Origin of the sequence: Pseudomonas sp. FSL R10-1350 (assembly GCF_009600525.1) — a bacterium.
GTDB lineage: Bacteria > Pseudomonadota > Gammaproteobacteria > Pseudomonadales > Pseudomonadaceae > Aquipseudomonas > Aquipseudomonas helleri.
Map to the genome: position 1 here is coordinate 20224 of NZ_WIVR01000059.1, position 13318 is coordinate 33541.

Below are 13318 nucleotides of genomic sequence, written 5' to 3' on the forward strand. Positions count from 1 at the left end.
CCTCACACCGCTCCTTGTTCGTGTAGGCGCTGAATGTCATGCGCCTTGTAACCCAACTCCGCCAGCACGCTGTCGGTGTGTTCGCCCAACCCCGGCACCGGATCCATACGCGGCTCGAATGCCGTGTTACGACCCGGCGGCAGCAGCGCCGCCAACTTGCCGGACGGGCTGACCACTTCACGCCAGCGATCACGCGCCTGCAGTTGTGGATGCGCCCAGACCCCGGCCATGTCGTTGACATGGGCGTTGGCAATCAACCCCGAGTCCAGCCGTGTAATCACCTGTTCAGCCGTCATGTGGGCAAACGTCTCAACGATGAGGGCCCGCAACTCGGCACGGTTCTCTGAACGTCGCGCATTGGCATTAAAGCGCGAGTCGCGCGCAAGGTCAGGTCGCAGCAACACCTTGTCGCAAAACTGCTGCCATTCACGCTCATTCTGCAAGCCGAGCATCACCGTCCCGCCATCCCCTGTGGGGAACGGTCCGTAGGGGTAAATCGTCGCGTGCGCGGCGCCCGCTCTGGGCGGTGGCGGCGCGCCTTCGTAGGCGTAATACAGCGGGTAGCCCATCCACTCCACCAGGCTTTCCAGCATCGACACATCGACGCGGCTGCCCTCGCCGGTTTTGTCGCGCAGCAACAATGCCGAGAGCACGCCGGTATAGGCATACATGCCTGCGGCAATGTCAGCGATCGAACAGCCGGCCTTGGCCATCTCGTTTTCACCTGGCCCGCCGGTCACCGACAAAAAACCGCCCTCGCTCTGGATCAGCAGGTCGTAGGCCTTTTTCTGCTCGTAAGGCCCGCCTTCGCCGTAGCCGGAAATATCGCAGACGATCAACCTCGGGAAGCGCTCATGCAGGTCAGCAAACGACAGCCCCATGCGTTGCGCGGCGCCCGGTGCAAGGTTCTGCACCAACACATCAGCAGTGCTCAGCAGCTTGTCGAGCACCTGCCCGGCCTCGTCTTGTTTGACGTTGAGGGTCAGGCTCTCTTTGGAGCGATTGGTCCAAACAAAGTGTGAAGCCAGGCCATTGACGCGCTCGTCATAGTCGCGGGCAAAGTCACCGGAGCCAGGGCGTTCAACCTTGATCACGCGTGCGCCCAGATCGGCCAACTGCCGGGTACAGAACGGCGCAGCGATGGCATGCTCCAGGCTAACCACGGTAATGCCGTCCAGCGGGCGGGGTTTGGTGGTGTTGTCGTTCATGCTGCGCTCCCGGCAAAGGTTGTGGTTCGCGTCAACGCGCTTAAGTCATCGAGTTCGCGCAGGTTCCAGACCAGCCCGATCAGGCCAGTCGCCTGCTCGTCAGTGCGTGCCCCGGAGAACGCCAGCAGGCGGCGAAATTTGTCTTCCAGTTCAGCGCGGCTCAGGGTATTGCCCGGATCGCCCTTGGGCTCGTCGATGCGCCCGTACAAGGTCTGACCGGCCAGCGTGGTGACCTCGACCCGGCCCAACCAGCGTTGCGGATACGCCCCGTCGACTTCCTCGTCCAGCACCATGCGCACCTTGTCGCGCACATCGCTCACCCGCGAATCGGTCAGCGCGTATTGATGAAACTCCGGCAATCCGGCCTTGCCATACACAGCGATCAAACCCAGCACCGTGCCCATGGAAAACTTGGCCTGATGCACGGTCTGCGGCACCTGCACACGGCCCAGCACATCGATGGCGCCCTGATGCACGCGCGTGATGACCCCTGCGATGTCCTCAGCGCCTAGTTGCTCGCGCTGCATCAGCGCCAGCAGTGCATCGGCGGCCGGGTGCGTGTGTCGGCACGAGGCGTGAAACTTGAACGAGGTTTCTACCAGCGCCCAGCGTGTGCCCAAACCGTCTGACAACTTGCCTGGCTGCGCATCGCAGGACATACCGGCCGCCATGCCCTGCTCGCCTTCCAGAATGTTCTGTGCGCCGCTCAGCCCTTCAGCCGTCAGGTAGGCAGCCAGCAGGCCATCGGCAGCGGCTTTGGCGGTGTGCAATTGCTTGGAGTCTGCGGCGTCACGCAAGAACTCCCACAAGCCTGCCGCCTGAGTACCGGCCGTGCCGAGTACGTGGGTGAATTGTTCCTGGTTAAAGTCCATCAGCTTGCCGACACCCACCGCCGCCGCCAGCGTGCCCACCGTGGCGGTGGTGTGGAAGATGCGGTAGTGCGAGCGCCCGAGGAACTCACCGATACGAATGCCCGCTTCATACCCGGCCACTGCCGCAACGATCAATTCGCGCCCGGTTTTACCCAGTGCCTGAGCCGCCGCCAGCACTGCCGGGAACACCACGGTCGCCGGGTGCAGCACCGAACTGTTGTGCAGGTCATCCTGCTCAACCAGGTGCGAGCTGGCGCCATTAACCAAAGCAGCGAAATACGCAGAAGTGGTCGTGCCGTTGACCAAAATACCGGACGGGCCGCTGGTAGGGCCCATCATCGCGGCATAGCGCTCGAACAGCGGAATCGGGTGCATACCCTGGCTGGCCAGGGCCGAGCCCAGCCAGTCGAGAAACAACTCTTCAGTGCGATCAATGACCGCTTCAGGCAACTGCGCGTGATGCAAATTGGCCAAAAATTCTGTAAGCGCTTGCGTGTGCTGACTCATGCAGCGTTCCCCATGAAAGACGAAAGACCGTGGTCAGAAAGAACGCGGCAGTTCGAGCAAATGCTCAGCCACGTAAGACAAGATCAAGTTGGTCGAAATAGGCGCCACCTGGTACAGGCGGGTCTCGCGGAACTTGCGCTCAACGTCGTATTCGTTGGCAAAACCGAAGCCACCATGGGTTTGCAGGCACGCGTTGGCCGCCTCCCAACTGGCCTTGGCCGCGAGGTACTTGGCCATGTTCGCTGCCGCCCCGGCATTGCGCCCGTTGTCGTACTCGTCACAGGCACGCCAGCGCATCAGGTCCGCGGCTTCCAGCTCGATATGGGCTTCGGCAATCGGGAACTGCACACCCTGGTTCTGGCCAATTGGGCGACCGAACACCACGCGATCACGGGCGTACTGCGCAGACTTTTCGCTGAACCAGCGGCCATCACCGATGCACTCGGCGGCGATCAGCGTACGTTCGGCATTGAGGCCGTCGAGAATGTAGCGAAAGCCCTTGCCCTCTTCGCCAATCAGGCTGCTGGCCGGGATTTCCAGGTTGTCGAAAAACAGCTCGTTGGTTTCGTGATTGACCATGTTGGCAATCGGCTGCACGGTCAGGCCGTTGCCGATAGCTTCACGCAAGTCGACAAGGAAAATCGACATGCCATCGGCCTTTCTCTCGACCTCAGCCAGCGGCGTGGTGCGCGCCAGCAAGATCATCAGGTCCGAGTGCTGAATCCGCGAGATCCAGACCTTCTGCCCGTTGATCACATATTTATCGCCACGGCGCACGGCGGTGGTCTTGATCTTGGTGGTGTCGGTGCCGGTGGTGGGCTCAGTCACGCCCATGGACTGCAAGCGCAACTCGCCGCTGGCCAGCTTGGGCAGGTAGTGACTTTTTTGCTCCTCGCTGCCATGGCGCAGCAAGGTAAACATGTTGTACATCTGGCCATGCACGGTGCCGGAGTTGCCGCCACAGTGGTTCACTTCTTCGAGAATGATCGACGCTTCGGCCAGGCCCAAACCCGAGCCGCCGTAGGCTTCGGGGATCATTGCCGACAACCAGCCCGCCTCGGTCATGGCGGCCACAAACGCTTCAGGAAAGCCCTTTTCTTCATCGATCTTGCGCCAGTACTCGGCCGGGAACTCGGCGCACAAGGCGCGCACACCCTCGCGAATGGCGTTGTAATCGTCGTTCAAATACGGATTCATCTCAGGTCCTTGTTGTATTTATTGTGCTGAATGCCACGGTCAGTCGAAGGTCACTTCGCCTTGCTGGGCGATGCCCTGTGCATTGCCTGCCCACACCTGCGCCTTGCCCTGAGCGCTGACACGCCCGCCCACGACAAAGGGCTGCGGGGCAATCAATGGGCGCAGGCCGCGATATGTAAAACCGCGTAAACGCGCATCGGGATTGGCGCGGCAAAATGCCCGCAAGGCCAGCGTGGCGATCAACGGCCCATGCACCACCAACCCCGGATAGCCCTCGGTTTGCGTCGCGTAAGGCCAGTCGTAGTGAATGCGGTGACCATTGAAGGTGACGGCGGAATAGCGGAACAGCAGGGTTGGATCAGGGTCGACAGACTCCTTCCAAGTGCCAGCAGGCAACGGCTCGCCGCTGGTCAATTTAGGCGGCGTCGGTTCACGGTAGACGATGTCCTGCTCTTCACGGATCGCCAGTTGGCCGTCTTGCAGGTAGTCATGCTGGACCGTGACAAACAGCAGCGAACCGGTCTTGCCGTGTTTTTCCTGAACGTTGGTGATGGTGGAAACCCGCGTTGCGTCAGCACCCACTTTCAGTGGCGCGTAAAACTCAAAACGCCCGCCCGCCCACATGCGATTGCGGTTGTGCGCCGGGGGCAAAAAACTACCCCGGGCCGGATGCCCGTCGCCGCCCAGGCCGCTCGCCTCAACGGCCGGCTGGAAGAAGCACCATTGCCACAGCGCAGGTAAGGGCTCGCCAGCCTGTGGCACGCGCTCGCCCAATGTCGCAGCGATGCGGGTGACCAGGTTGAGGCTGAGGTGATCGTGGATCTCTTCAGTGCGACCGATCCAGGTGGACAGTGCGTTATCGCTCATCGGTAATGTCCCGTGGCTTGTTGTTTTAGCCAAGATTGCTAAAAGCCCGGCGATCTGTGAATCTGCGTTTTCGTAAGGGGGCGTTCGGATTTGCTTAACGCCAATGTTGTAGGCCAGCACTCACACCCAGCGGAAATCTGCCATGCACTTCGATTTAGTCGACCTGCGCCTGTTCATTCAAATCGCCGAATCCCCCAGCATGACCCAAGGCGCGCGCAAGGCGTTCATGTCCCCTGCTGCGGCCAGTGCGCGCATCAAAAGCCTGGAAGAAAGCCTGGCCAGCCGCCTGTTGTACCGTGACAGCCGGGGTGTAGAACTGACGCCCGCAGGCAAGCTGTTTTTGCACCATGCGCGGGTGATCATGCGCCAGGTGGACTACATGAAAAACGAGTTCACCGAGTACGGAGCCGAAGCCAGCGGGCATATCAAGATCTTCGCCAACACCACGGCCGCGACCGAATTCTTGCCGGAAATCCTTGCCGGGTTTCTCGCTGAACGACCGGGCGTTACCGTCGACCTTCAGGAGCGACTCAGTCGTGACATCGTGCGCGGCGTGATGGACGGCTCCACCGACCTGGGCATCATCGCCGGGCCGATCAAGGCAGATGGCTTGCAGGTCATCCATTTCAGCACCGACCATTTGATTCTGGTCACCCCGCTCGACCATCCACTGGCAGCACGCAAAAAGGTCAAATTGACCGAGACCCTGGCCTATCCCCACATCGGCTTGCATGAAGGCACCACGCTGCTGCGCTTTTTGAATGAACAAGTCGCCCTGAGCGGCCAGACGTTGAACATGCGCATCAAGGTCTACAGCTTCGAGGCTATGTGCCGCATGGTTGAAGCCGGAGTCGGCCTGGCGATCCTGCCGGAATCCTCGGCCCGGCGTCATCAACAGACCATGGGCTTGCACATCGTCGAACTCGATGAACCCTGGCGCGTACGTGAGCGCAGCATTCTGGTCCGCGATCTGGAAGCGTTACCCGCCGTGATCCGCGCCTTGATCACTATTTTTTTGACACAAACTGACAAGGCCCAGCGTCGTTCCTGAATACGTCGAGGGCACTTTTGAAGCGTTCCCCCCTCAGGGCTGCCCCGATAATCGATCGATCACGGATCCATTATCGAGGCTCATATGACCAGCACCACAACCGGGCACGTCAGCCCTAAAACGCTGAGAAAAGTGATTGTCGCGGCCTCGATCGGCAACTTTGTCGAGTGGTTTGATTTCGCGGTGTATGGCTTTCTCGCAACCACCATCGCCCAGCAGTTCTTCCCCAGTGAAGACGCCAGCGCGGCGCTGCTCAAAACCTTTGCCGTGTTCGCGGTTGCCTTTGCCTTTCGCCCCCTGGGCGGGGTAATTTTCGGCATGCTCGGCGACCGCATCGGCCGCAAGCGAACCCTGGCCATGACCATTTTGCTGATGGCCGCGGCGACAACCCTGATCGGCGTGCTGCCCACCTATGCGGCTATCGGGGTAATGGCGCCGATTCTGTTGACGCTGATCCGTTGCGCCCAGGGCTTTTCAGCGGGCGGCGAATACGCAGGCGCGTGCGCCTACCTGATGGAGCACGCGCCCGACCATAAGCGGGCCTGGTACGGCAGCTTTGTACCGGTATCGACGTTCTCCGCCTTCGCCGCAGCGGCCGTGGCGGCTTATGCCCTTGAGGCTTCGTTGTCGGCAGAAGCCATGAGCAGTTGGGGCTGGCGCGTGCCGTTTCTGATTGCCGCGCCACTGGGGCTGGTCGGCCTGTACATGCGTAACAAACTGGATGAAACCCCGGCGTTCCAGGCGGTCACCGAAGAACACGACGTCGCCCATTCGCCACTCAAAGAAACCTTGCGCAATCATGGCGCTGCCATCTGCTGTCTGGGCGCTTTTGTGTCGCTGACGGCGCTGTCGTTCTATATGTTCACCACCTACTTCGCCACCTACTTGCAAGTGGCTGGCGGCTTGAGCCGTGCCATGGCCTTGCTGGTGTCGTTGATTGCCCTGATCTTCGCTGCCGCCATCTGCCCGCTGGCCGGGCTGTATTCCGACCGTGTGGGGCGTCGGGCCACGGTCATGACCGCCTGCGCACTGCTGATCGTCGCCGTGTACCCGTCGTTCCTGATGGCCAGCTCCGGCGGGTTCGCTGCGTCTGTCATCGGCGTCATGCTGCTGGCGATTGGCGCGGTGCTGTGTGGCGTGGTGACCGCCGCCCTGCTCTCGGAAACCTTCCCGACCCGCACTCGTTACACCGCCTCGGCCATCACCTACAACATGGCCTACACCTTGTTTGGCGGCACCGCACCGCTGGTAGCCACCTGGCTTATCAGCACCACCGGCAGTAACCTGTCGCCAGCGTTTTACCTGATGGTCGTTGCGGTACTCGCCCTGGCAGGCGGCTTGGCGCTGCCAGAAACATCGCGCATATCCCTGCACGACGTGCCGGGCCCGGAGAAAAAACACGCCTTGCGCACAGCCGCTTTATAGAGCGAACCCCCACGCAGCCTGCAAGCGCTGTTGCAGGCTGCGGCCTGGCGCCTAAGCCAGGGATGCCGTTTTGCCATCACCCTCGTTATACTGACGCGCTACTGACGCCATATTGTCGACACAAACCTTGGACTGTGTTGTGGCCTCTGATCACCGCCCCCTTAACAGAGGTGTTGCAGAAGTGGGTATCATCCAGCGCAACAACGTTAAGCAATTGCCCCACGCGAACCCCGATGCACCGGTCATCATTTACGCCCATGGATTTGGCTGTAATCAGGACATGTGGCATCTCCTGACGCCGGAGTTTGCCGCCACCCACCGGCAAATATTATTCGACTATGTAGGCAGCGGCCGCTCGGATGCGCGAGCATTTGATGCGCTCAGGTACAGCTCGCTGGCCGGTTATGCGCAAGACCTGATCGAGGTGTGCGACGCTTTGGGCCTGTCCAAAGACGTGATCTTCGTCGGGCACTCCGTCAGTTGCAGTATCGGCATCCTGGCGTCGATCCAACGTCCTGACCTTTTCTCACAAATGGTCCTGGTGGGGCCTTCGCCCTGTTTCTTGAACGACCCTCCCGCGTATAGTGGCGGCTTCGAGCGAGCAGACCTCGAAGGGTTGCTGGCCCTCATGGATCAGAACTACATCGGATGGGCAGAGTACTTTGCCCCCGTCGTGACAGGTTCACAGGCAGATTCGCCGATCACGGCTCAGTTGGCAGGCAGTTTCTGCTCAACAGACCCGGTCATGGCGCGGCAATTCGCCCAGGCCACTTTCTTCTCCGACATTCGCCAAGCGCTGGGCCGTTGCACAACACCCAGCCTCATTCTGCAACATCGCCGCGATACGCTGGTGCCCCTGCCCGTCGGGGAGTACCTGAACAAACATCTGAAACACAGCGTCCTGCAAGTTCTGGACGTCACCGGGCATTGCGCCCACATGAGTCACCCAGATCAGGTGGCTTCGGCAATACGTCACTATCTGTCAGGGAGCGACAGTTGTGTTTTACCTTGAGCGGCTGCCCTGCCCGGTAGTAGTCACAAACTGTAATGGTCACGTACTGCATACCAATCGGGACTTCAGGCAACTCGTGGCGCCTGAAAATTGCGATTATCTAGACAGTTACTTCCCACCCGCTTCGCGTATTTTGCTGCACAGCTATGCCTGGCCGATGCTGCTTAAAAATGGTGAATTCAGCGAGCTGTACCTGCAATTGCTGACCACCAATGGGCAACTGCTACCGGTGATGACGAACGCGCGGATCAGTCAGACCGAGAGCGAACAGGTGGTGATCTGGGTGTTTTTCGTCGCCAAAGAGCGACAACGCTTTGAAGCCGAGTTGCTCAAGGCACGCCAACATGCCCAAGAGACCGCCTTGCAACTGACTGAAGTCAACACTGAACTGCAGTATGCCAATGCTCAACTGAGCGAGTATGCGCAAGAGGCCCGAATCAAAGCAGACAAGTTCGCCCATCTAAGCCTGACGGACCCACTGACCAACTTGGGCAACAGGCGCGCCCTGACGCGCAATGTCAAACAGTGGATGCTCACCGCAAACAGTCAATCGGTCAGCAGTTTGTTACTGATAGACATCGACTTTTTCAAGCAGATCAACGACCGGTTTGGCCATGCCGAGGGTGACAATGTGTTGCGCAACGTGGCCCAACGACTGTTAGACAGTGCTCGCGCGCAGGACAGCGTCATTCGCCATGGCGGCGAAGAGTTTGCCCTGTGGCTGCCCAACTCGGACCTTGAAGGCGCAACACGCGCGGCCAAGCGGGTACACCAGCATATTTCCAGGGTCCAGGTGGCCGGTGAAAGCATCACCGTCAGCATCGGTGTTTCAAGCATGGCGCTGAACGGACACGAAGCCGGGATACTGCTTGAGCATCTACTGGCGCAGGCCGATATAGCGGTTTATGAAGCCAAGGCACACGGGCGTAACCGCACCATCTGCTTTGCCGATCAATCGCAGCCCTCGTGCGTGGGCAGCGACAAAGGTGAGGGAAAGGCACTGGCAGAAAGCGCACATTCCCTCCCCGGCATTCACCGTCTCAACGGACGTTTCTAGTCTGCAATCTGCGGAAACATGGCTTTACGAGCAGCAGCATCCATTTCAGTTTTATAGGTGTGCCGGGTCTTCAGGGCTTCGGCACGTTGCGCGGCCGGGCGAGCATTGATCTCGTCCAGCAGGCGTTTGACGTGCGGCAGTTTTTCCCACGCATCCTCCCCCAGGATGAAAGGCACCGCGCGCGCCCAGCCCCACACGGCCATGTCCACCAAGGTGTACTCATTGCCCAGCATGTAAGGCTGGTTGGCCAGACGATCGTTGAGGATCTGCCAGTGGCGCCAGGCTTCGAAGGTGTAGCGGGTAACGGCGTAATCTTTGGGCTGCGGGGCGAAGTGCTTGAAATGCACATGCTGGCCCGAGTAAGGGCCAATGCCGGTGGCCACGAACATCAACCAGGACAACATTTCACCGCGGGCTTTAAGGTTATCGGCAGGCAAGAACTTCCCGGTCTTCTCGGCCAGATAAAGCAGCATGGCGTTGCTGTCGAACACAATGTTGTCGTCGTCAACCAATGCCGGTGTCTTGGCGTTGGGATTGATTTTAAGAAACGCCGGTTCGTGCTGCTCACCCTTGCGGGTATCAACAGGCACCAGTTCATACGCGAGGCCTGATTCCTCAAGGAACAGCGCGACCTTGGCAGGGTTGGGAGACGGGTGATAGTAGAACTTGATCATGGTGACTCCGTGCAGGGGCTTTTAGTGAGCGTCGCAAGCGCCAAAGGCATCAGCCCAAGGCTGTTAAGTGCAAGGTCAACCGCGTCTGTGACGCACGCGGGGTCGGGGTTAAGGCGCGCTAAAACGCGAACACCCAGTAACAGACTCAGTAAATGGTGAGCTCCCTGCTTCGCATCAATCTCCCTGACACCGTCACCTTGCAGGCTAAAGACCTGCAAACGGCTTTCGAAAAAACTGCGAATGGTCTCGAACTCTTCTGCGATGGCCTGGCGCAAGTCCGCGTCATCTGTATGCGCCTCAAGCGCAGAGTTCACCAGCAGGCACCCACGATGAAGCGGATCGTTCAACGTACGATCCAGAACTTCTGTGAAGAATAAAGTGATGGCCGTTCCGGCATCCGGCAGCCCTTCAAGGCGCCGGATCCGCTCACGCACACTGCATTCCAGATAGTGCGTGAGGGCACGACGATACAGGCAGCGTTTGTCGCCAAACGCGTTATAGAGACTGGGCTGGTTGAGGCCCGTACACCTGACCAGATCCCGGGTAGACGTGCCTTCATAGCCACGCACCCAGAATGCGTCGACAACGGCGCTCAGAACCTTTGCTTCATCAAATGTACGTGGACATGCCATTGACCGACATGCTCCAGGAAGATGCCGGGGACGATATCACAGGTTTTGTATCAGCCGCCATAGAATGCGACTGATACGTCAACGCCGCTGCGCAGCCATTAAATGGAACAGGCGCTGCCGCCATGTTTTTCGAGGTATCGCTGATGCTCCTCATCGGCCAGCACAAACTCAACTAACGGCACGATCACCGTCGCGACAGGCCGACTCAATGTTCCCGACGCCTCAAGCGCTTGCTTTGCAACAGATGCGACCTTCGCCTGCTCTTCAGACCCGAAAAACAGCGCTGAGCGGTATTTGATACCGACATCTGCACCTTGGCGGTCCACAGAGGCGGGATCGTGCACGGTCCAGAAGTGAGCAATCAGTTGATCGTAGGTAATCACCTGGGCATCGAAGTCGACCTGTACCACCTCGATCAACGCAGACTCATCCTCGGCAAAGCGGGCAAAACCCACCCGGCTGTCGATCACACCAGGCAATGCCCGGAACGACGCCTCTGCGCCCCAAAAACAACCGGCGCCAAAGGTCGCCTGTTCAACCAGTGCCTCTTTATTAAAATCAGTCACGCCCCTCTCCTCTTTTTCCCGCAATAAACTCGAATGCAACGGTGCATTGGGTACGGGCACTACTCATAAGTTGGCACTCACGGTCGGCGCCGGGGCTGCCAGCCACTGATCAACCGTGGCAGGGTTGGCCTTGATCCATTCTTTGGCCGCGATATCAGCCGGTACTTTTTGCTTTTCGATCTTCAGGATCAGGTCATTCAACTGCGCCGGGTCAATGGCTACGTTGCGCAGGAACTCGGCAATTTTTGGCGCGCGTTTCTGCAAGGCAGTTGATGCCAGGATATGCACTTTGGCGTCCGGATAAGCGCAGGTGATCTGGCTCTTGTTCAGCCAGTCAGGGTCAACTGTCGGGCTGATAAACTTCCAGCAGCCGTCAGCTTTGTACAGCGGGTCACCCTTTTTGTTGTCCTGGGCATAGCCATCGAACGCAGGCTCTTGCAGGCGGCGCAGGTCAAAGGCCGAGAAGATCCAGTCCGGGGTGTAGGCGTAAAAGACCACGCCGCGCCCCGCCTTGTAAGCCGCAGCCAGCTTGGCGTAAGTGACGGAGGCTTCGGTGGACACAGACTCGAACTTGTCTGCAAAACCGTAATCCTTGGCCTTGATTTCACCAATGTAGGTCGACTCCCAACCCGCCGGTCCGACCAACAATTGAGCCTTACCGCCACCTAGCGGTTCGAAGAGCTTGGCGATTTCAGGTTTTTTCAGATCGTAGACGGATTTAACGCCGTATTTGTCCTGCCAATACCCTGGGATATAAAAGCCTTGTTCGCCCGCATAGGGTTTGAGGTTCGGCACCAGTGAGCGCGTACCACCCGTGACATATTTGGCCCAGGCCGCCGACTGGTTCGGCAACCAGATATCGGTCAGCACGTCCACCGAGCCATCGCCTTTGGCGGCAGCGCTGAACAGTACCGGGACGTCACCGGCCAGGTACGAGACATCGCCATAGAGGCGACTTTTGATCACCTCGCCGAGGATGTTCTGAATAGCAATGGCACCGGTCCAGTTCTGCTCACCAATGACAATTTTTTCTTTGGCGAATGCGCTGGCCGGAAGAATCAGGGAGGCCAGCAGCGCGGCTGCCCCCAATGAACGCAACAGAGGTGTCTTCACGATAAGTCTCACAGTTAATGGTGCGCGCGATCTTGCTTGCGCAAGCTCGATTGAATGATTCGATCCGGAATTAATGCACACAGAACAATCGCCACCCCCGCGAGGATGCCCTCGCCGCCCTTGATGTTGCGCAGCGCCGTCATCACGTCGTAGCCCAGCCCGCCCGCGCCAATCAGCGCAGCGACCACCACCATCGACAAGCTCATGACAATGGTCTGGTTAATCCCCAGCAGCAGCGAACGGCGCGCCAGCGGCAATTGCACTTTGACCAGGGTTTGCCAAGGGCTGGCACCGTGGGCGACAGCAGCCTCGACGGCATCCTTGGGCACTTCCTGGATACCCAGCGACGTCAGGCGGATCATCGGCGCCAGGGCAAAAATGACCGTGGCAATGACCGCAGGCGTTTTGCCCACAGAGAAGAACGCCACGGCAGGAATCAGATACACAAACGTGGGCAGCGTCTGCATGGCATCCAGCAACGGTGTGACCACACGGCGTATCCGCGCCCGTTTCGCCAGCACAATGCCGGTAGGCACGCCGATGACCAAGGCAATCAAAACCGATGAACCCACCAGCGCCAGCGTGGAGATGGTGCGCTCCCAAAAGCCGAACAGGCCTATGTAGAGCAGTGCAACGCTGCTGGTCAGGGCCAGCCCCAACCCCGCCGAACGCCAGGCCAGCAACACTAAAGCCAGTGCCGAAACGGACCATGGCAACCAACCCAAGACGTTCTCTATGCCCTCGATAACGGTGCGCACAGCAACGATCACACCGATAAACGCACCTTCGAACGCCACCTGGGACCAGCCAATGAATTGGTCGATGCTGTCGGCTGCCAGCAATAACAGCTGCCGGTTCGCCGGGAACTCAAACAACGCGTTGGCCGTATCCGGGGTTAAGACACGCCAGATCACCAACGCCTGGCTGACCAGCAGCACGGCCAGCGGCAACCCCCACCCCGACGCATTGCGCCGCACAGGTTGGCGGCTGACCGACAACGCTGTGAATCGGCTGGCAGCGAACACCACAACCGCCGCCAGCACCGCAAGCCACGATGCGCTGAGAATGCCTTGGCCGAAAGTCGCCAAGGCGGCCAGCTCACCGGCAAACGTCAGCCAGAACAAGCCGCCCTTGCCC

13 protein-coding genes are annotated in these 13318 nt (G+C 59.4%); 4 read left to right on the forward strand and 9 right to left on the reverse strand.

What is annotated here, in order from left to right; all coding sequences use genetic code 11:
* Positions 1–2: 2 nt before the first annotated feature.
* Genes GHO25_RS20655 through GHO25_RS20670 form a run of 4 tightly spaced genes read right to left on the reverse strand, consistent with a single transcriptional unit; the run spans position 3 to position 4651 of the window.
* Positions 3–1208 (reverse strand): CaiB/BaiF CoA-transferase family protein, encoded by a 1206-nt coding sequence (locus GHO25_RS20655; RefSeq protein WP_153392092.1) that lies wholly within the window; start codon positions 1206–1208, stop codon positions 3–5.
* Entirely contained in the window at positions 1205–2587 is a 1383-nt protein-coding gene (locus GHO25_RS20660; protein ID WP_153392094.1) for an MmgE/PrpD family protein, read from the reverse strand. The genes GHO25_RS20655 and GHO25_RS20660 overlap by 4 nt, the downstream gene beginning before the upstream one ends.
* Before the next feature lie 33 nt (positions 2588–2620).
* Entirely contained in the window at positions 2621–3784 is a 1164-nt protein-coding gene (locus GHO25_RS20665; RefSeq protein ID WP_153392096.1) for an acyl-CoA dehydrogenase family protein, read from the reverse strand.
* Positions 3785–3823: 39 nt separating this feature from the next.
* Entirely contained in the window at positions 3824–4651 is an 828-nt protein-coding gene (locus GHO25_RS20670) for a MaoC family dehydratase N-terminal domain-containing protein (protein WP_153392098.1), read from the reverse strand.
* Positions 4652–4793: 142 nt separating this feature from the next.
* Here GHO25_RS20670 and GHO25_RS20675 point away from each other — a divergent pair, with 142 nt between their 5' ends.
* From GHO25_RS20675 to GHO25_RS20690, 4 genes are all read left to right on the forward strand, one after another.
* Positions 4794–5702, forward strand: coding sequence for a LysR family transcriptional regulator (locus tag GHO25_RS20675; protein ID WP_153392100.1), 909 nt, complete (start codon positions 4794–4796; stop codon positions 5700–5702).
* Positions 5703–5786: 84 nt separating this feature from the next.
* Positions 5787–7127, forward strand: a complete 1341-nt coding sequence (locus GHO25_RS20680) for an MFS transporter (protein WP_153392102.1) — start codon at positions 5787–5789, stop codon at positions 7125–7127.
* Positions 7128–7308: 181 nt separating this feature from the next.
* Positions 7309–8139 (forward strand): alpha/beta fold hydrolase, encoded by an 831-nt coding sequence (locus GHO25_RS20685; RefSeq protein ID WP_178110166.1) that lies wholly within the window; start codon positions 7309–7311, stop codon positions 8137–8139.
* Between the two features lie 76 nt (positions 8140–8215).
* On the forward strand, positions 8216–9196 hold the full coding sequence (locus GHO25_RS20690) for a GGDEF domain-containing protein (RefSeq protein ID WP_178110167.1): 981 nt from the start codon (positions 8216–8218) through the stop codon (positions 9194–9196).
* Here the strand turns inward: GHO25_RS20690 and GHO25_RS20695 are convergent.
* The 5 genes from GHO25_RS20695 to GHO25_RS20715 all read right to left on the reverse strand — a co-directional run.
* Positions 9193–9870 (reverse strand): glutathione S-transferase family protein, encoded by a 678-nt coding sequence (locus GHO25_RS20695; protein ID WP_153392105.1) that lies wholly within the window; start codon positions 9868–9870, stop codon positions 9193–9195. The two genes, GHO25_RS20690 and GHO25_RS20695, sit on opposite strands and share 4 nt — an antisense overlap.
* The gene (locus tag GHO25_RS20700) at positions 9867–10502 is read right to left on the reverse strand and encodes a TetR/AcrR family transcriptional regulator (RefSeq protein WP_153392107.1); all 636 of its coding nucleotides are present in this window, start codon (positions 10500–10502) and stop codon (positions 9867–9869) included. The genes GHO25_RS20695 and GHO25_RS20700 overlap by 4 nt, the downstream gene beginning before the upstream one ends.
* A 98-nt stretch (positions 10503–10600) precedes the next feature.
* On the reverse strand, positions 10601–11068 hold the full coding sequence (gene msrA, locus GHO25_RS20705; protein WP_178110168.1) for a peptide-methionine (S)-S-oxide reductase MsrA: 468 nt from the start codon (positions 11066–11068) through the stop codon (positions 10601–10603).
* A gap of 63 nt (positions 11069–11131) precedes the next feature.
* Positions 11132–12181, reverse strand: a complete 1050-nt coding sequence (locus tag GHO25_RS20710; RefSeq protein WP_178110169.1) for a glycine betaine ABC transporter substrate-binding protein — start codon at positions 12179–12181, stop codon at positions 11132–11134.
* Between the two features lie 14 nt (positions 12182–12195).
* On the reverse strand, positions 12196–13318 hold a 1123-nt coding region (locus GHO25_RS20715), incomplete at its 5' end, for a proline/glycine betaine ABC transporter permease (protein ID WP_153392110.1).

Bases quoted from the DNA above. Each gene is read 5' to 3' on its own strand.
- GHO25_RS20655 (WP_153392092.1), bottom strand. From the start codon at position 1,208: ATGAACGACAACACCACCAAACCCCGCCCGCTGGACGGCATTACCGTG.
- GHO25_RS20660 (WP_153392094.1), bottom strand. From the start codon at position 2,587: ATGAGTCAGCACACGCAAGCGCTTACAGAATTTTTGGCCAATTTGCAT.
- GHO25_RS20665 (WP_153392096.1), bottom strand. From the start codon at position 3,784: ATGAATCCGTATTTGAACGACGATTACAACGCCATTCGCGAGGGTGTG.
- GHO25_RS20670 (WP_153392098.1), bottom strand. From the start codon at position 4,651: ATGAGCGATAACGCACTGTCCACCTGGATCGGTCGCACTGAAGAGATC.
- GHO25_RS20675 (WP_153392100.1), top strand. From the start codon at position 4,794: ATGCACTTCGATTTAGTCGACCTGCGCCTGTTCATTCAAATCGCCGAA.
- GHO25_RS20680 (WP_153392102.1), top strand. From the start codon at position 5,787: ATGACCAGCACCACAACCGGGCACGTCAGCCCTAAAACGCTGAGAAAA.
- GHO25_RS20695 (WP_153392105.1), bottom strand. From the start codon at position 9,870: ATGATCAAGTTCTACTATCACCCGTCTCCCAACCCTGCCAAGGTCGCG.
- GHO25_RS20700 (WP_153392107.1), bottom strand. From the start codon at position 10,502: ATGGCATGTCCACGTACATTTGATGAAGCAAAGGTTCTGAGCGCCGTT.